Origin of the sequence: Stenotrophomonas sp. yr243, assembly GCF_900184195.1 — a bacterium.
Lineage (GTDB): Bacteria > Pseudomonadota > Gammaproteobacteria > Xanthomonadales > Xanthomonadaceae > Stenotrophomonas > Stenotrophomonas lactitubi.
This window is the reverse complement of record NZ_FXWT01000001.1, coordinates 866,219-884,035: the sequence shown is the minus strand read 5'-3', so window position 1 is coordinate 884,035 and position 17,817 is coordinate 866,219. Positions and strand designations below refer to the sequence as shown.

The following is a 17,817-nucleotide window of genomic DNA, read 5'->3' as shown; positions in this document are numbered from 1 at the left end:
ACCGGTGGCGATCGTCGGCCAGCGTACACACGCGGCGTGGGATACTCCGCCGGCTATCGATGGCGAGGGAATGCGATGTTCCGTTGGTTTGAATCCCTGATTCCGGTGTTTCCGCCCATTGACGGGCGCATGCCGCCGCGCACGGTGGTGCCGTTCTACCTGCACTACCTGCGACCGGTGTGGCCGGTGCTGCTGGCCACCCTGATCGCCGGTCTGCTGCTGGCGCTGGTGGAAGTGGCGATGTTCGATTTCCTCGGCCGCATCGTCGACATGGTTGCCGAACAGCCGGGCGCGGGTTTCTTCCAGCGCCACGCCAACACGCTGGGCTGGATGCTGTTCATCACCGTCATCGCGCGCCCGATCCTGGTCGGCCTGCACAATCTGCTGGTCAACCAGGCCATCGTGCCGGGCCTGAGCAACCGGTCGCGCTGGCTGATGCACAACTACGTGGTGCGGCAGAGCCTGAGTTTCTTCCAGAACGACTTCGCCGGCAGCATGGCCAACCGGGTGATGCAGACCGGTACCTCGCTGCGCGAGTCGGCGGTGCAGATGGTCGATTCGCTGTGGTACATCGTGGTCTACACCGGCACCGCGCTGTACCTGTTCGCGCAGGCCGACTGGCGGTTGATGGTGCCGCTGATCCTGTGGCTGCTGGCCTACGTGGTGATCATGATCTACTTCGTGCCGCGCGCGAAGGAACGCGCCTGGATCGCGTCAGAGGCGCGCTCCAAGGCGATGGGGCGCATCGTCGACGGCTACACCAACATTCCCACGCTGAAGCTGTTCGCCCATGGCGGCCGCGAGCAGGCCTACGTGGCCGATTCGATCCAGGAACTGGCGGTCAAGCACCGCGCGCAGACCCGGATCACCACCGGCATGGACCTGACCATCGCCATCGTCAACGGGTTCCTCATCGCCGGTACCTGCGGCTTGGCGTTGTGGTTGTGGAACGGCGGACACATCACCGTTGGCGCGATTACCCTGGCGACCGGCCTGGTGATCCGCATCCACAACATGTCCGGCTGGATCATGTGGACCATCAACGGCATCTTCGAAGACATCGGCACCGTGCAGGATGGCATCACCACCATCGCCCAGCCGCTGACCGTGCAGGACCGCGAGGATGCTGTACCGCTGCGGGTGACCCGTGGCGGCGTGCACTTCCAGGATGTTCATTTCCATTACGGCAAGAAGGGTGGCGTGATCGCTGGCCTTGAGCTGCTGGTGAAGCCGGGTGAGAAGATTGGTCTGGTCGGCCCGTCCGGTGCCGGCAAGTCGACGCTGGTGAACGTGCTGCTGCGGCTGTACGACCTGGAAAGCGGGCGCATCCTGATCGATGACCAGGACATCGCTTACGTCACCCAGGAAAGCCTGCGGCAGCAGATCGGTGTGGTTACCCAGGACACCTCTCTGCTGCACCGTTCGATCCGCGACAACCTGCTGTACGGCCGCCCGGATGCCAGCGACGAGCAGCTGCGCGCGGCCGTGGCCAAGGCGCGCGCGGAGGCCTTCATCGATACGCTGGTCGACGGCGAAGGGCGTCGTGGCTACGACGCGCACGTCGGCGAGCGCGGCGTGAAGTTGTCCGGTGGCCAACGCCAGCGCATCGCCATTGCCCGTGTGCTGCTGAAGGATGCGCCGATCCTGGTGCTGGACGAGGCCACCTCGGCGCTGGACTCGGAAGTGGAAGCGGCGATCCAGGACAACCTGGACGAACTGATGGGTGGCAAGACGGTGATCGCGATCGCCCATCGTCTGTCGACCATCGCGCGCATGGACCGGCTGGTGGTGATGGACCAGGGCCGCATCGTCGAGACCGGTACCCATGCCGAGCTGATCGAGGCCGGTGGTCTGTACGCGCGCTTGTGGGCGCGGCAGACCGGTGGGTTTGTCGCCGCCGAGCAATAACGGACCCTGGACGGTGGCTGAGCAGCAGTAGATCCACGCCACGCGTGGATGCCGTACAACACAGATGAAAACGGCCCGGGTTTCCCCGGGCCGTTTGCGTTCAACTCACACCCGACCGATCACTCGATCGGCTGGTCCAGCATCAGCTGGCGCGCGAATCGCACCGGCGGTGCGCCGTAGGACAGCATCTGGTCGTGGTAGGCCTTCAGGTTGAACTTGTCACCCAGCTTGTCCTGCATCGCCTTGCGGGTGTCGAAGTGTTCCTGTGCACCGACGAAGTAGGTCGGCAGCTGTGCCGAGGTCAGCTGCGCGCGCACCCACTTGCCCGAGGCTTCGCTTTCCTGCTGGAAGGCGTCGTGGGTCATCAGGTGCATCGCCTTCTCGCGATCCCAGTTGTCCACGTGCACGCCCTGGTCGAGGATCGCGTTGGAGATCGTGCGCAGGTAGAACTTCAGCTGCACCAGGTGGAACAGCGGATCGTTGTTGAGATAACCCTGCTCCTGCATCATCCGCTCGGTGTAGACCGCCCAACCCTCGGCGAACAGGCCCGAACGCAGCACCGCGCGCAGGGTCGAGGGGAACTTGGCCGAATGCCAGCCTTCCAGGTAGTGGCCCGGGGTGCCTTCGTGGATGCTCAGCAGGTGGATCATGCGCGAGTTGTACTCACGCAGGAACGAGTCAACCTGCTTGTCGTTCCAGTCGTCCGGAATCGGCGAGACGGCGTAGAACGTCTTCAGGTTCTTGTCCAGCGGGCCCGGTGAATCGCAGTAGGCTACGGCCACGCCGCGCTGGAATTCCGGCATCAGGATGATGTCCACCGGCGCGTCGGGCAGGGTCATCAGATCGTGCTCGCGCACGAACGCGGTGGACTGCTCCAGTGCGGCCTTGGCATCGTCGACCACCTTGTCGCGCGCCGGCTTGTCAGCGTAGGCCAGCTCCAGCGCGGCCTCGATCGCCTTCTGCTGCTGTTCGTCGTTCGGCTGCGCCGGCATTTCCGGTGCGCCCGGCTTGTCCTTCAGCACGGTCTGCGCGATGCCGTACATGTCCTCGCGCACGCGCTTCAGTTCGGCGCGTGCACGCTCACCGATCTCCTGCCGCGACAGCGAGGAATTCAGCGCGAACTTCAGCTTCTGGTCGTACTTTTCCGCACCGATGCGGAAGTCGCCCTTGGCGTTCGGCACCAGGGTCTTGTCCAGCCAGGTCTGCTGCTCGTCCACGGCCTTCTTCAGGCCATCGATGGCGGCCTGCAGGCGCTGCTGATCAGCTTGCGGCAACTCGCCGATGTGCGGGGTGATGAAGGTATCGACGATGCTGAGGATGCCTTTGTTCTGCTTGGCCACGGTCTCGGCATGGATCTTCGGCACGCGTGCCGGATCCAGGTTCTCGCGGGCCTGGGCGAAGATCGCCGGCAGCTTTTCCATGCGCGCGGTGGCCGACTTCAGGCGCTCCGGCAGCGGCGCGAACTCGCGCGCCATCAGGCCGTAGATCGCGCTGCCGGCAATGCCGTTGTACAACTGCGGGTCCCACTTGCCGGACTGCATCACCTCGGCATTCCAGATTTCCGACTGCAGCTGGTTGCGCAGGATCGCGGCATCCACCTGGTTCTCGCGGCCCAGCTTGGCCACCTCGATCTTGTCCAGTTCGCCCAGCAGGCCCTTGTAGGCGTCCACGGTCTTCTGCTGGCCGGCCGCGCTCAGGTCGTCGATCTCGCTGTCATAGCGGTGGTCGCCGATCTGGGTGGCGCTGACCGGGGACAGCTGCATCCATGTGTCCAGTGCACGCTTGGACAGGTCGGCGAAGGCGGCATCGACCGCCGCATCACCTGCCTGCTGGCTGGCGGCCGGGGTGGAACCATTGGTCGGGGCATCGGCCGGCTGGCAACCGGCGAGGGCGGCGACGAGGGCGAGGGCAAGAAGATGCGGGCGCATCGGCATTCCTGTACGGGGTCAATCGTCGAGCATAGGCCCCCGGGGCTGCTTTGTCCCCGTGCCATAGGATTACCATGGGCGCACACAAGGACCCTCCAGCGGAGCGCAGGACATGGAATACCAGGGAAGCTGCCATTGCGGCAGAATCGCATTCACCGTGCAGGCTGATGCCCCCATCAAGGACGTCATCGACTGCAACTGCTCGATGTGCCGCCGCCGCGGCAGCCTGCTCTGGTTCGCCCCGCGCGAGGCGTTCCAGCTGGGCACCGACATTGCCGACGTGGCGACCTACCAGTTCAACACCCACAACATCGATCACCATCACTGCCGCGCGTGCGGCACCGCGCCGTACAGCGAGGCGGTGGATCCGCGCAGTGGCCTGCCGATGGTGGCGATCAACGTGCGCTGCCTGCCGCAGGTCGAGCTCGGTGGATTGTCGATCACCTCGTTCGACGGAGCTTCGCGATGACGGCGCGCCGCGTGTGGACGCGCGTGGTGATGGCGCCGGCATTGCTGCTGGCGTTGGCGGCCTGTGCCAAGAACGGTGAGCGAGCGCAGGAGGCCGGTGCAGTCGCTGCCGATGCCGCTGCCGCTGTCGCTTCGCCGGAAGGCGCTTTCCTGGCCTACGAGCACGATGTGCAGGTGCAGCTGGAAGCGGCGCAGATCGCGCCGCGTATCCAGCAGGTCGCACAGGCGTGCCAGAACGCGAAGTTCGGTGAGTGCGCGGTGCTGCAGGTGGATCAGCGCAGTGGCGAACAGCCCAGTGGCGAAGTCAAGGTACGCATCGCGCCGAAGGGTGTGGAATCGCTGATCGGCCTGGCCGGCGAAGGCGGCACGCTGCAGGCGCGCAACACGCGTGCCGAGGACCTGGCCCAGCAGGTGGCCGACACCGCGCTGACCAAGGCTCGGCTGGAGAAGGAGCATGCGCGGTTGCTGTCCTACCAGGACCGCAAGGATCTGAAGATCGAAGACCTGATGGCGATCACCACGCGGCTTTCGGAGATCGAAGCGGGTGTCGAGCAGGCCAACAGGGATTCGGCCCAGCAGCGCAGGCGCATCGATACCCAGCTGGTGACGATGCATTTCGACACCACCTCGGGCCAGCGCAGCCGCAGCGAGATCGGCGAAGCGCTGAGCGAGTCGGGCAGCATCCTCAGCACCAGCGTGGCATTCCTGATCCGTGCCGCGGCCGCTTTGCTGCCGGTGGGCGTGGTGGCGCTGGTGATTGCCTGGATCGTCCGTGCGCTGATCCGTCGTCGCCGCCGCAAAGCCTGATCGACACCGAGCGATGCGCTCGCCGGTCGTGGACCGGCGCTACCGAGGTGCCTCGAGCATCGGGTAGCGCCGGGCCATGCCCGGCGGACGCTCAGCCTTCGTCGGTTTCGTATTCGACGAACACATCCAGTTCCAGCGCCAGTTCCTGCACCGCATCGCGCACCTTCTGCGCGGTGCTCTCGTTGCCTACTTCCACTTCCAGTTCGTGGGTACCCGGGCCGATGTCGTCGGACAGGCCGGCCGAACTGGAATCATCGTCGTCCATGTGCGGCATCAGGTCGTCGGTCTCTTCGACGTGTTCGATGCCTTCCAGGCCGAGCAGCAGGTCGCTGATCGCGCGGGCATCGTCTTCGGTTCCGGTAATTCGCAGTCGCAGCAGGGCCATGGCGGAAGCACGTTGTGGGGTTCGCCTGCAGCCTAGCCAGCGCCGGGCAAAGATCGGGTGAGGGCGCAGTCAGCCGGGTGTGCTCGGGCGCCCCAGCAGGCTGTCAGGCAACGCGGGAACCGGCGTGCGTTCGTCCTGCGCCTGGACCAGCAACCAGTCGATGAACAGCCGCGCGGCGGGGCTGGGTGGTCGCCCTTCGGCATGTACCACGTAGTACGCGTAGCGTGCCTTCAGTGCAGGGCCTGGCAGGCGCACCAGCTCATAGCGCTGCAGATAAGGCTGGGCGACGTGGGTGCGTGCCAGCACCGCGCCCATGCCGTACACCGCCGCACGCATCGCGTCGGTACTGTCGGCAAAGGTGTGCATCGCCGGCAGCGGCGACGGCGGGCGCACGCCTGCATGGCGGAACCAGTCGCGCCAACCCTGTGGTGACAGATCACTGAGCAGCGGCAACTCAGCAATGCGTGCCGGATCTTCCAGGGCTTCGACACCGGGCAGCGCCGGGGACGCGACGGGAAAGAGGTTGTCGTCCATCAGGTGCTGCGCGTGCAGTCCGGGCCACTGGCCCAGTCCATAACGGATGCCCACCTCCGGGCCATTTTCGTCGTAGCGGTCCAGGCCACTACCTGTGTGCAGCTCGATGCGGATGTGTGGATGGGCCTGGGTGAAACGCGGCAGCCGCGGCAGCAGCCAGCAGTACGACAATGAGCGCAGCGTAGCGATCCGCAGCGGCACGCTGTCCGCGTCCGGCTGCAGATGGTGGGCGACGGCGGCGACATCGGTGAACGCGGCGCTGGCGGCATCGGCCAACTGCCGGCCTTCGGCCGTCAGGCGCACCCCGCGCGCATGGCGCAGGAACAGGCGTGTGGCCAGCACCTCTTCCAGACGGCGGACATGGTGGCTGACCGCGCTGGCGGTCAGATGCAGTTCCTGCGCCGCCTGGGCGAAATTCTGATGGCGCGCGGCGACCGCGAAAACGGCCAGCGCAGGGAGCAGGGAAGGGCGTAGCAGCATGTCCAGCCTCAAGCCATATTTGTGGCTGGCAGCGATACTACGCGCTTGTGCAGCGGGCGTCTGCGGCCGATCCTGTGTGGCCAGACCAGCGCCACGTTGACGGACGGACACAGAAGATGAATGCGATACCCCAGGCGACCGAGCGTGATTGGCGCACACCGCTGGAACTGACCCTGCTCGGCGCGATCTGGGGCTGCTCGTTCCTGTTCATGCGGGTGGCGGTGCCCTCGTTTGGTCCGTTCGCCCTGGTCGAGGTGCGGCTGGTGCTGGGCGCGCTGGTGCTGCTGCCGTTCCTGTGGCGCGCCCGCGCGCAGTTCCCACCGCGCCGCTGGCTGTGGCTGGCACCGATCGGTCTGGTCAATTCGGCGTTGCCGTTCGTGCTGTTCGCGTACGCCGCAGAGCGTGCACCGGCCGCCATCGGTGCGATCTGCAATGCGATGACGGTGTTGTTCGCCGCGTTGATTGCGTTCCTGTTCTTCGGCGAAAAGATCGGTGTGCGCCGCGCCGGCGCGCTGCTGGTCGGTTTTGCCGGCGTGGTGGTGCTGGCCACGGCCAAGATCTCGGGGTTGAGCATCGGCACGGCAGTGCTGGCCGGTGCGGCAGCCTCGCTGCTGTACGGCCTGGGCGTGAACCTGGTGAAGCGGCACATGACCGGTCTGCCCTCGGCTGCAGCCGCCGCTGCCACGTTGTCGTGCGCCTCATTGTGGTTGTTGCCGATGGCGCTCACGCATCTGCCGCAGGGCCCGATTCCGGGCAAGGCATGGGGTGCGGCGATCGCGCTGGGCGTGGTCTGTACCGGATTCGCCTTCCTGATGTTCTATCGCCTGATCGGCCGCATCGGCCCGTCGCGTGCGTCAACGGTGACCTACCTGGTTCCGTTGTTCGGTGCTGCGTTCGCCTGGTTGTTCCTGGGCGAAGCGGTGACGGTGCAGATGTTGATTGCCGGTGCGTTGATTCTGGGTAGCGTGGCAGTCAGCCAGAAGGGCTGAGGCTCATTGGCGCCCACGCATCGGTAGCGCCGGGCCATGCCCGGCGAGCCCTTTTCCGCGGCTGCGGGGAGGTGTCACTTTCTTTGCTCGTGCAAAGAAAGTAACCAAAGAAACACGCCGCCACACCGCGAGCCGCCGTGCTTCGCACGTCGGTGCCCTGCGCTTCTCGGTCCGCCGAGGGACGGTGCGGGAACTCGCTGCGCTCAGACACCCGCGCCTCTTCGCCCTCGCCGGACCTGCGGTGCTCGGCTCGCTCAAGGCGGACCCAGATCAAAGGCCACAGCTGCACCCAGTAGATCCACGCCATGCGTGGATGCATTTGCTGTTGATCTTGACCTTTCAGTCCGCCTTGAGCGAGCCGAGCATCGCAGGGGAATCAGGGGCGAAGAGGTGCCGATGTCTGAGCGCAGCGAGTTCGGCACCGTCCCCTGATTCGCCGAGAAGCGCAGGGGACCGACGTGCGAAGCACGGCGGCTCGCGGCCGGCGGAACGTTTCTTTTGGTTACTTTTCTTTGCGTACAAAGAAAAGTAACGCCCATGAACAGTGAAGCACCTTCAGCACGCGCCACGCGCAGAACCCGCGACGGCCTTACTTCACCGGCACCGGAATATTGCACAGGTCGATATGTCCCGCCGGGCGCTTGTAGAAGTCATCCACGCGGTTGCGACGCGCCTCCACCGTGTCGGCGAAGGTCTTTGAATCGGTGCGCAGCACCTGGATAGGTGTGCGCTCGCTCGCAGGCACATCACTGACGCGACGGATCGACACGATCGGCGTGCGCAGCTTCGGGTCGGCATAGAAGCCCATCGGTGCCGGTCCACGCGGGATCGCGCTGAGCAGTTCCATGCCCTTCAGCACGCGGCCGACCAAGGTGATGTTGCGGTCCAGCTGGCGCGGCGATTGGCCAGTCACCACATAGAGTTCTGCACCGATGCTGCTGTCTTCCTCGTTGCTGCGGCCCGCACCCAGCATGCCGTAGCAGTGCGCCAGCCAGGCCTTTCCGGCCTGCGGGTCCTGGCCGACCGGGAAGCCGTCGACGAAGCCGGTCTGCGCTGCCCAGCCATCGCGATCCGGCAGCACGCTCACTTTCAAACCGGTGTTGGCGCGCTCGAATTCGGCCGGCAGCTTGCGCGCGGCGCTGCCGAACGGCTTGGCCTTGGCCGCGTCATCGGCGTCGGCATCGCCGAACTGCACCACGAAGTTGTCCTGCGAGCGGTAGATGCTGGTGCCGTCCCAGAAGTGCTCGTGGGCAAAGGTCTGGATGTTGCCGACATGGCGCGGGGCGAACTGCGGCGCCAGCTCGATGATCACCCGCCCGGCCGGCAGGTCCATGTACAGCAGGTTGGCCGGGTCCGGCGTGCGCCAGTCGCTGGCCGCCGAAGCATCGAGGATCTGCTGCGGGCTGCGGTAGGGCGTGGCCGCGCTGGCGAGTGCGGGCAGCAGGCAGGCCAGGGCGAGGTTGGTCAGGGCAAGACGGCGACGGTGTGGCATGGGATCCCCGGAACATGAACGAGGCCTCGATTCTGCGCGAGAGTGCGCGCCTGCGCCACGCTGGCGTGCTGGCCCCATCCATGCACGTGCGGCACGATGGTCATTCTCTCGATGGAAGCACGGGATAGTGATGCCGCACCTTGAAGCGCCCGAAGCCGCACTGCGCGCGATGATCGACCGGATCCTTGTGGGGATCGTCGATGAAGATGTGGACCGTCTGCGCTGGTTGCAGACGTTGTCGCCGCGAGGGCTGTTCAATTTGGATGAGCGGCGACGCAGTTGGTGGGCCCCCAACGATGATGGCCTGCTTGCCCGCCTGCAGGCCTGTCCGGATGCGCCGGTTGAAGTGCAGACGGTGGCGCTGTTCCTGGCAGGCTCGGATGGTAATGGTCACACGCGCGAAGCCGCGTTGCGGATGATGCCCTCGGTGCCCAGCCATCTCACCTTGTCCTGTGCCTTGCTCCGCTGCAATGACTGGGTAGCCGAAGTGCGTGTGGTAGCGCAGGAAGTGGTGATGTCCCTGCTCGGGCAATGCCCGGTGCATGACGTGCTGACTGCCTGGCCGATTGCCGTCCGCTTGCGGGACACACAGCGCGCGCAACGCGATTGGCTCGAGGGCAGCCTGTATGCTTGGCTGTCATTGCCCTCCGCTCAGGCCGTGCTGGAAGGGCTGCTGGGTCATCCAGATGCACGAACCCGGCTGGCAGCCTACGCCATCGCCCTTCAGATCCATCCGGACCTGGCGGAACTGCGCGCACACGCGCTGTTGGACGGTGATTCACATGTCTCGCACCTGGCGCTTGACCACCTTCTGGAACACGGCGAGCCGGCACAGGTCGAAGCGCAGTGCGCGCTAGCATTGTCCGCTCCCTCGAGCAGGGTACGTGGCGCGGCACTGCGTGCGCTGGTCGAACGCAAAGTACCTGGACTCGATGCGTACATCGAAGCTGCCGCGTTCGACCGTTCGCGCAGCGTGCGCAGGTTGGCGGCGTGGCTGCTTCAACAGCGTCAGGCTACCCCTGCAATTACATTGTGGCGCGACGAGCTCAGGTACCGTACGCGCGGGCGTTGGCGCCAGGCGTTGGAGGCACTGGGCGATTACGCCGAGGCCGGGGATGCGCCTGCATTGCGCACCCTGTTGCCCCAGGTATCTGCGCGCCATCGACGCAACTGCCTGCGCGGCTGGCTGCGGGCCGAGGACGGTGCCAGCCTGGACTGGCTGCGAGCCGCACTGGAGGAGCAAGGGCGGACCGTGAGCACGCTGCGGGCCCGCGCGACAGCACTGTGGGCCGCGGAGCTGGATCCGGTCCGGCTGATGGCGTTCTGCCACGATGGTCCTTCTGCCGTGGCACAGGCAGGCCTGCTGAGTCAGTTGATCAGGTTGCCCCTTTGGCAGCACCTCGATCTACTGCTGGACGCGGTGCCGCAGCGCGCCGATGAGCAAGCCTGGCACCTGCGGTTGGTGGAGAACTGGCTTCGGGTGAGCCACCACTACTCACCGTTGGGGGCTCCCCGCCGGCAGGCATTGAGCAGCCGTCTTGAAGAGGGCAGGCACACCCTGCCGGAATCAGTCGCCGCGCAGGTGCTCGCGTCGGTACGTGGGGCCTGAATCATGCACGCTGCTGCTTGACGAAGGCCGCACGGAACTACGGTGTAAGAGAGAGGCCGACGAGGGCAGACAACGGGGCAATCGCGTCAGCCTGCGCGCCGCATCTTGGCCGATCCAATCGGTCTGGCATCCACATCTATCTTTCTTCTGCAATTAGACCGGAGTAATGGCCGAAGACAGGAACAGGTTCGTAGTTGCCTATGGGGTCGTGCGTAGTCGAACACTCTTCCAGATGATGGGGCGAAAAAGCTTCCTTGATTATGGTGAGCCGACCATCTTCGTTGAATATATAGCAAGTTCCTTTAGCAACGTTGTCGCTCTTTCCAGTGAATTCCCTGTGCACCACCATGCTCAAGAACAGCTTGTCCGATGCCACCCGTTGGAACTGATACGTCAGACGCTCCCTTAGATGTTCATCCAGAAAGTCGACGTCAATCATATCTTTGCCCAATAGCACATCGACAATCGCTGATGGAGTGGTGGTGGAGCCAACGAGAACGGTATAGCGAGCGTGGTTTTCGTGTCTCGACTTGGCTTCGGATTCATTGATTATGTTTCGCGCGGACTTCTTTGCGGAAAACCAGAAGTCGCAATAGTGAAGTTCAGTCATAAGTGAATATTCCCGGGATCGTCGTGCCTGCGGCAGCTGGATCAGCCACTGCGATATTGGAAGGCGACGGTATGCCGCGGCTCGCAGAGGGGCAAGCAAGCCAATGGGTCCGCCGACCTAGTGGTCAGCCGGCCCTCGCCAACCGGCAGAGTGACTAACGACACATTCGCTATAGCGGACTTCGCACTACTGTTGACTTCAACGTAGTGGAGGGCCGGTCATGTCCGAAGACGATGTCCACCTGAAGAAGTTCCAGAAGGAGCTCAGCGCCGGCACGGTCTCGTTGGCCCTGCTGGCGGTGCTGGCCCGCGCCGGTGAGCCGCTGTACGGCTACCTGATCGCCAAGGAGCTGGAGCGCGTGGGCGAGGGCGTGCTCAGCGGCAAGCAGAGCGCGCTGTACCCGGTGCTGCGCAACCTTGAAGGCGCCGGCCTGCTGGAGAGTCATGTGGAGCCATCCAGCAGCGGGCCGCCGCGCCGCTACTACCGCATCAACGCGCGTGGCCGGGAGGTGCTGGAGCAATGGCGCCAGGCCTGGCGTGACACCCGTGATTCCGTCGATTCCGTGTTGGAGGGGATACCGCAATGAACGACCTGAACCTGGCAGGCAACAGTCTGCCCAGCACCATTCCGCAGTACCTGGCGCAGTTGCGTGCGGCACTGGACGGTGCCGATCCGGCGATGGTGCAGGACGCCCTGTACGACGCCGAGGAATACCTGCGCTCTGAACTGGCAGCGCAACCCGGCCGCAGCGAAGCCGAGGTCATCGCCGATGTCGCCGGCAGCTACGGTGCACCGGACGAGGTGGCGGAGATCTATCGCGAAACCGAGCTCACGGTGAACCGCGCGCTGCGTACGCCGCGGGCCGACACGGGCCCGGTGCTGCGTGCAGCGGCCGAGGCCAGCGGTGCTGCACCGGCGGCGCAGCCGGCAGTCCCCGCGCAGCGTTCGCTGCTGGCGCGCTTCTTCGGCGTGGTGACCGACCCGCACACCTACGGCGCGCTGTTCTACATGCTGTTGTCGCTGGCCACCGGCATCTTCTTCTTCACCTGGGTGGTCACCGGCCTGTCGTTGTCGCTGGGCCTGCTGATCCTGATCATCGGCGTCCCGTTGACCGTGCTGTTCTTCGGCTCGGTGCGTGGGCTGGCGTTGCTGGAAGGGCGGCTGGTGGAAGCGCTGCTGGGTGAGCGCATGCCGCGCCGGCCGCAGTACACCGACCGCAGCCGCAGCTGGCTGCAGCGTATCGGCGACATGTTCACCGATGGCCGCACCTGGCTGACCCTGCTGTACTTCGTGCTGATGCTGCCGCTGGGCATCATCTACTTCACCATCGCGGTGACCCTGCTGTCGCTGTCGCTGGGTTTGATCTGGGCGCCGGTGGCGGCGATCTTCAGTGGTGACATCCCCGGCATCTACATCAACGACGTGAACGTGCTGCCGATGGCGGCCTCGCCGCTGGTGGCCATCGTGGTTGCAGGGGTGGGGGTGTTGTTGCTGCTGCTGACGATGCACCTGGCACGCGGCATCGGCAAGCTGCACGGCATGCTGGCCAAGAACCTGCTGGTGCGGCTGTAAGCGGGAGCCCACGCTCTGGTAGGTGCCAACCTTGGTTGGCACGATGCCGCCGGCATCGGGATTCACGGTAGAGCGCCAACCAAGGTTGGCATCTACCAAGAGCATGCCGGCCAGCGGCCGGCACTACCGGAAGCAGGGCGGGTTAACCCGCCTTGCGGCGCAGCGGGGTGACGTTGCTCTTCTTCTTCGTGGCCTTCGCTGCCGGGGCTTCGGCATGCGCGGCGAAGAAGTCACGCACCTTCGGGTAGACCACTTCGCGCCAGCGACGGCCGCTGAAGATGCCGTAGTGGCCGGCACCATCGACGATGAAGTGTTCACGGCGTTCTGCCGGAATACCGCTGCACAGGGCCTGCGCCGCTTCGGTCTGGCCGAGGCCGGCGATATCGTCCAGCTCGCCTTCGATGCTCAGCAACGCGGTATCGCGGATCGCCGACGGATCGACCTTCTCGCCGTTGACCACCCACTCGCCACGCGGCAGCAGGAAGTCCTGGAACACCACGGAAATGGTGTCCAGGTAGTACTTGGCCGGCATGTCCAGCACGGCGTTGTACTCGTCGTAGAAATTGCGATGCGCGTCGGCATCCTCCAGGTCGCCCTTCACCAGGTCGGTGTAGAAATCCCAGTGCGAACTGAAGTGGCGGCTGGGATTCATCGACAGGAAGCCGGCGTGCTGCAGGAAGCCGGGATACACGCGGCGACCGGCACCGGGATAGCTGGCCGGCACGGTGTGGATGACGTTGTTCTCGAACCACGACAGCGGGTTCTGCGTCGCCAGGTTGTTGACCGCGGTCGGGCTGCAGCGCGCATCGATCGGGCCACCCATCATCACCAGCGTGCGCGGCGTCGGTTCGCCGCGGCTGGCCATCAATGACACCGCGGCCAGCACCGGTACGGTCGGCTGGCAGACACTGACCACGTGCAGGCGCTCGACGCCAAGATGGCGGATGAACTCCTGGATGTAAGCGATGTAATCGTCCAGCCCGAACTCGCCTTCGCTGCCGGGCACCATGCGCGCGTCGACCCAGTCGGTCACGTAGACACGGTGGTCGCGCAGCAGCGTGCGCACGGTATCGCGCAGCAGCGTCGCGTGGTGGCCGGACAACGGTGCCACCACCAGCACGAACGGTTGGTTGAGCATGGTGTGCAGCTGGTCGGCTTCGTTGCTGTGGCGCTTGAAGCGCAGCAGCTTGCAGAACGGCTTGCTGAGTTCCTCGTGCACCACGATCGGCACGCGCTCGCCCTCGACTTCGATTTCGTTGATGCCCCATTCGGGCTTCTCGTAATCCTTGCCGATACGGTGGAACAGCTCATTGACCGCCGCCAGGCGATCAGCGCCGGGCATCTGCGACCACCAGTGTCCCTGGTTGGCGAAGAACTTGGCGTTGGCCTGGGCCTGGTGCACCCAGGGGGCGAGCAGGTTGCGGGTCAGTTCGTGCAGTTGATAGAGCATGCCGACCGAATATGTATGGTCTTATGTTGCCGCGCAGCATAGCGCATCCGACTGTCCCGGACGTTAAGCAGACTCACTGGCCCTATTCAGCGGGCGGCCTGCTCCAGCGCGGCTGCTTCACCGGCCAGTGCTGGTCCCAGCCAGAGGTGGGACCCGACTGCCTGCAGGCCTTGGCGCGTCAGCTCGCGCCGGTACCAGCGGGCCGGACGCGACTGGAAGCCGTCATGGTCGCCCTCGAATTCATCTTCGGCGGCGAACGTTTCCAGGAAGGCCACGCCGGCGGTCAGTTCGGCGACACCGGCCAGGCCAGCGCGCAGTTCGCGGTTGGGTACGTAGTGCATCACGTCCGAACAGACCAGCAGATCGACCGGGGCGCAGGGTCGCAGCCAGGCGAAATCGCCGAAGCTGGCCAGGTGCAGGTTGCGGGTCCGGCCGTAGCGGCGCACAGCGTACTCGCTGCTGTCGAAACCGAGGTATTCGACCTTCGGACGCAGTTTCAGCAGCGGCGCGCGCCAGGCGCCTTCGCCGCAGCCGATGTCCAGCACGCTTCGGATCGGTCGTTCCAGGTAGTACTCGGCCGTGGCCACGGCGAGGGCGACCTTGCGCGCCAGGCGTGCACTGCCGCCGATATCGGCGCGGCGGTACCAGCGTTGGAAGTAGGCGGCGTCGTAGGTCTTGTCCATGGCGGTCCGGTGCAGTCGTGAAATCGGCGCCTATCGTACGGTGTTGCAGCACACCATGCGTCGATGTGTCGCGGCGGTTGCACGTGGGGTGGCCTCGCCACGACATGCGAGAATGGCGGACATCCACGCCAGCCGCCGGAGCGAGCGCATGCAGAGCTACTACTGGGTCAAGACCTTCCACATCGTGTTCGTGGTGGCGTGGATGGCCACGGTGTTCTACCTGCCGCGCATCCTGGTGAACCTGTCCGAGACGGCGGGGCAGCCGGCGGTGGTCGAGCGCCTGCAGCTGATGGGCATGCGCCTGTACCGCTTCGGCCATTCGATGTTCGGCCTGGCGTTCGTGCTCGGCCTGGTGCTGTGGCTGGGCTACAAGGTGATTCCGGATTTCCCGACCATGGTCGCCCCGGGCGGCGCGGGCTGGCTGCATGCCAAGCTGGGCCTGGTAGTGGTGCTGTTGGCGTACTTCATCTGGATCGGCCGCCTGCTCAAGGGTGTGGCCAAGGGCAGGGCGCTGCCGTCCTCGCGCGCGCTGCGCTGGATCAACGAGATTCCGTTGCTGGCGTTCATTCCGATCGTCTGGCTGGTGCTGGCCAAGCCGTTCTGAGATCCCGCGCGTTCGAACATGTCACTTTCTTGCTCGTGCAAGAAAGTAACCAAAGAACACGCCGCCGAACGCTCGCCGGCGCTGCGCGCCGGTTCCCTGCGCTTCTCGGTGAATCAGGGGACGACGCCGAACTCGCTGCGCTCAAACATCGGCGCCTCTTCGCCCCTGATTCCCCTGCGATGCTCGGCTCGCTCATGGCGGACCCGAACGTCAACAGCCGCAGCTGCACCCGGTAGATCCACGCGATGCGTGGATGCCGTCAGGGCGCAAACAAAAGAGCCGGGCGTCTGCCCGGCTCTTTGCGTATCCGACGTCAGGAAGCGGTCACGCCGCTTCGTAGGTGCCGTAGCTGCGCAGGCGCTTGTAGCGCTGGTCCAGCAGCTCCTGGGTGGACAGCGCATCCAGCGCTTCCAGCTCGTTCAGCAGCACGGCCTTCAGGCGCTTGGCCATCTGCGTCGGGTTGCGGTGGGCGCCGCCGGTCGGCTCGCGCACGACCTTGTCGACCAGGCCCAGGCCCTTCAGGCGCGGCGCGGTCAGGCCGAGCTGCTCGGCAGCGTCCTTGGCCTTGCCGGCGTCCTTCCACAGGATCGAGGCGCAGCCTTCCGGGGTGATGGTCGAGTACACCGCGTATTCCAGCATCACGGTGCGGTCGCCCACGCCCAGCGCCAGCGCGCCACCGGAGCCGCCTTCACCGATCACGGTGCAGATGATCGGCACCTTCAGCTCGGCCATCTCGATCAGGTTGCGCGCGATCGCTTCGGACTGGCCGCGCGACTCGGCATCGATGCCCGGCCAGGCGCCGGCGGTGTCGATCAGGGTCAGCACCGGCAGGCCGAAGCGCTCGGCCATCTTCATCAGGCGCAGCGCCTTGCGGTAGCCCTCCGGCTTGGGCATGCCGAAGTTGCGCTTGATCTTTTCCTTGGTGTCGCGGCCCTTCTGGTGGCCGATGACCATCACCGAGCGACCATTGATGCGGGCCAGGCCGCCCATGATCGCCTTGTCGTCGGCGAAGGCACGGTCGCCGGCCAGTTCCTGGAACTCATCGCAGATGATGCGGATGTAGTCGGCGGTGTACGGGCGCGACGGATGGCGGGCCAGCTGCAGCACCTGCCACGAGGTCAGGTTGCGGAAGATCTGTGCAGTACGCACGCGCAGCTTGTCCTGCAGCGCATGCACTTCGGCCTCGACATTGACCGCCGGCCCGGCACTGGCGTTGCGCAGTTCCTGGATCTTGGCTTCCAGGTCGGCGATGGGTTGCTCGAAGTCGAGGTAGTTCGGATTCATCGGAAGCCGTCGTGTAAAGAAGAGGGGAATTCTAGCCGAATGCGCAGGAACGGCCCGTACGCCTTCGTCTGGAAACCGACGGTAGCGCAGTGGGGGCCAGCGGCGCCAGTCGGGCCGCCGGCCGCCGGTTCAGGGCAGGACCAGCGCGCTGCGGGCCATTTCGGTGCTGCGGATCGTCACGAAGTCGTTGTAGGCCTGGTTGGCCGCCACCGGCAGCTTCGCGCCCAGCGTCATGGTGGCGCGGGTGAAAGCCATCTGCGCCTGGAAGTCTTCCTTGCGCAGGGCCTTCTGCTCGCTGGCCGTGGTGGCCTTCAGCCAGCGCGCATAGATGTCACGCACGGGACCGGCATGGGCCTCGAAGGCCGGGTCCAGCGCGGGCAGCGCGGGCGCCGGTTGCAGCGTGTAGGCGGGCGCCGCGTAGCCGGCGGGCTGCTCGCGCTTGTAGGCACCGGGCTCGCCCATGCCGGCCTCGACATAGGCGATGAAGTCCGGCGCGGTGAAGATCTTGGTGCTGATCCTGCCGCCGGTCGAATCGACGTGGGCAACCACCTGTTCGTCGGGGAACGGCTCGCGCACGCCGAAGTTCCAGGTCTTGTCGATGAACAGGCCGTGGTGCTTTTCGAACGGTCCCTTGAACTCGACCCCACCCAGTTCGATGCCCAGGCCGCTGACGCCGAAGTTCTTCAGCTTGTCCTCGCCGGTCACATAGATCTCGCGCGCGGTCACGTATTCGCTGAGGCTGGGGTTGATCAGGCCGCCGCGGCCGTCGGCGTAGACGATGAAGCGCACGTCGCCCAAGCGGTCGGTATGCAGCTGATGCTCACCGGCAGCCAGGCTGATCGGCCGCGACGCGTGCGCGGCCACCGGCAGGTCCTTGCCATCGATGCTGATCGCCAGCGGTGCATCGGTCGGGTTGTCGATCTCGAAATCGACCTTGGAGGAACAGCCGGCCAGCGCAAGCGCGGCCATCATCGGCAACAACAGGTTCTTCATTGCGGGCAATCGTCCTTGACG

General features: G+C 65.4%; 17 protein-coding genes. 8 read left to right on the top strand and 9 right to left on the bottom strand.

What is annotated here, in order from left to right:
- Nucleotides 1-75: 75 nt before the first annotated feature.
- Complete coding sequence (gene smrA, locus QOL57_RS04225; RefSeq protein ID WP_089239797.1) at nucleotides 76-1,908, top strand: multidrug efflux ABC transporter SmrA; 1,833 nt, start codon at nucleotides 76-78, stop codon at nucleotides 1,906-1,908.
- 119 nt (nucleotides 1,909-2,027) lie between these two features.
- Here the strand turns inward: smrA and QOL57_RS04220 are convergent, their stop codons facing one another.
- The gene (locus QOL57_RS04220; RefSeq protein ID WP_089239799.1) at nucleotides 2,028-3,836 is read right to left on the bottom strand and encodes a DUF885 domain-containing protein; all 1,809 of its coding nucleotides are present in this window, start codon (nucleotides 3,834-3,836) and stop codon (nucleotides 2,028-2,030) included.
- Between the two features lie 112 nt (nucleotides 3,837-3,948).
- Between QOL57_RS04220 and QOL57_RS04215 the strand changes: the two genes are divergently transcribed.
- Nucleotides 3,949-4,305 carry a GFA family protein gene (locus QOL57_RS04215; protein ID WP_089239800.1) on the top strand — a complete coding sequence of 119 codons (357 nt, stop codon included), beginning with the start codon at nucleotides 3,949-3,951 and terminating at the stop codon, nucleotides 4,303-4,305.
- Nucleotides 4,302-5,111, top strand: coding sequence for a DUF4349 domain-containing protein (locus QOL57_RS04210; RefSeq protein ID WP_089239802.1), 810 nt, complete (start codon nucleotides 4,302-4,304; stop codon nucleotides 5,109-5,111). The genes QOL57_RS04215 and QOL57_RS04210 overlap by 4 nt, the downstream gene beginning before the upstream one ends.
- Before the next feature lie 91 nt (nucleotides 5,112-5,202).
- Here the strand turns inward: QOL57_RS04210 and QOL57_RS04205 are convergent, their stop codons facing one another.
- Both QOL57_RS04205 and QOL57_RS04200 read right to left on the bottom strand, forming a co-directional pair.
- Nucleotides 5,203-5,496 (bottom strand): hypothetical protein, encoded by a 294-nt coding sequence (locus tag QOL57_RS04205; RefSeq protein WP_025877698.1) that lies wholly within the window; start codon nucleotides 5,494-5,496, stop codon nucleotides 5,203-5,205.
- A 69-nt stretch (nucleotides 5,497-5,565) separates the two neighbouring features.
- Complete coding sequence (locus QOL57_RS04200) at nucleotides 5,566-6,510, bottom strand: LysR substrate-binding domain-containing protein (protein WP_089239803.1); 945 nt, start codon at nucleotides 6,508-6,510, stop codon at nucleotides 5,566-5,568.
- Between the two features lie 116 nt (nucleotides 6,511-6,626).
- Between QOL57_RS04200 and QOL57_RS04195 the strand changes: the two genes are divergently transcribed.
- Nucleotides 6,627-7,499, top strand: coding sequence for a DMT family transporter (locus QOL57_RS04195; protein WP_089239805.1), 873 nt, complete (start codon nucleotides 6,627-6,629; stop codon nucleotides 7,497-7,499).
- 589 nt (nucleotides 7,500-8,088) lie between these two features.
- Here the strand turns inward: QOL57_RS04195 and QOL57_RS04190 are convergent.
- The gene (locus QOL57_RS04190; RefSeq protein ID WP_089239809.1) at nucleotides 8,089-8,991 is read right to left on the bottom strand and encodes a peptidylprolyl isomerase; all 903 of its coding nucleotides are present in this window, start codon (nucleotides 8,989-8,991) and stop codon (nucleotides 8,089-8,091) included.
- Nucleotides 8,992-9,160: 169 nt separating this feature from the next.
- On the opposite strand from QOL57_RS04190, the gene QOL57_RS04185 reads away from it, so the two are divergent.
- On the top strand, nucleotides 9,161-10,600 hold the full coding sequence (locus QOL57_RS04185) for a HEAT repeat domain-containing protein (RefSeq protein ID WP_141134254.1): 1,440 nt from the start codon (nucleotides 9,161-9,163) through the stop codon (nucleotides 10,598-10,600).
- A gap of 136 nt (nucleotides 10,601-10,736) precedes the next feature.
- Here QOL57_RS04185 and QOL57_RS04180 read toward each other — a convergent pair whose 3' ends face one another.
- On the bottom strand, nucleotides 10,737-11,210 hold the full coding sequence (locus QOL57_RS04180) for a hypothetical protein (protein WP_089239813.1): 474 nt from the start codon (nucleotides 11,208-11,210) through the stop codon (nucleotides 10,737-10,739).
- A gap of 220 nt (nucleotides 11,211-11,430) precedes the next feature.
- Between QOL57_RS04180 and QOL57_RS04175 the strand changes: the two genes are divergently transcribed.
- Together QOL57_RS04175 and QOL57_RS04170 are read left to right on the top strand one after the other, a co-directional pair.
- A complete protein-coding gene (locus QOL57_RS04175) occupies nucleotides 11,431-11,796 on the top strand; it encodes a PadR family transcriptional regulator (RefSeq protein ID WP_089239815.1) in 366 nt (121 codons plus the stop codon).
- Nucleotides 11,793-12,782 (top strand): sensor domain-containing protein, encoded by a 990-nt coding sequence (locus tag QOL57_RS04170; protein ID WP_089239817.1) that lies wholly within the window; start codon nucleotides 11,793-11,795, stop codon nucleotides 12,780-12,782. The genes QOL57_RS04175 and QOL57_RS04170 overlap by 4 nt, the downstream gene beginning before the upstream one ends.
- Nucleotides 12,783-12,924: 142 nt before the next feature.
- Here QOL57_RS04170 and phaZ read toward each other — a convergent pair whose 3' ends face one another.
- Nucleotides 12,925-14,232, bottom strand: a complete 1,308-nt coding sequence (phaZ, locus tag QOL57_RS04165) for a polyhydroxyalkanoate depolymerase (protein WP_089239819.1) — start codon at nucleotides 14,230-14,232, stop codon at nucleotides 12,925-12,927.
- An 86-nt stretch (nucleotides 14,233-14,318) separates the two neighbouring features.
- Nucleotides 14,319-14,915, bottom strand: coding sequence for a class I SAM-dependent methyltransferase (locus QOL57_RS04160; RefSeq protein ID WP_089239821.1), 597 nt, complete (start codon nucleotides 14,913-14,915; stop codon nucleotides 14,319-14,321).
- A 148-nt stretch (nucleotides 14,916-15,063) separates the two neighbouring features.
- On the opposite strand from QOL57_RS04160, the gene QOL57_RS04155 reads away from it, so the two are divergent.
- Entirely contained in the window at nucleotides 15,064-15,519 is a 456-nt protein-coding gene (locus QOL57_RS04155; protein WP_025877688.1) for a CopD family protein, read from the top strand.
- Nucleotides 15,520-15,843: 324 nt separating this feature from the next.
- Here QOL57_RS04155 and QOL57_RS04150 read toward each other — a convergent pair whose 3' ends face one another.
- Together QOL57_RS04150 and QOL57_RS04145 are read right to left on the bottom strand one after the other, a co-directional pair.
- Entirely contained in the window at nucleotides 15,844-16,803 is a 960-nt protein-coding gene (locus QOL57_RS04150; protein ID WP_049465344.1) for an acetyl-CoA carboxylase carboxyltransferase subunit alpha, read from the bottom strand.
- Between the two features lie 129 nt (nucleotides 16,804-16,932).
- Nucleotides 16,933-17,796: a hypothetical protein gene (locus QOL57_RS04145; protein WP_089239823.1), complete on the bottom strand. Its 864-nt coding sequence runs from the start codon at nucleotides 17,794-17,796 to the stop codon at nucleotides 16,933-16,935.
- Between the last annotated feature and the right edge of the window lie 21 nt (nucleotides 17,797-17,817).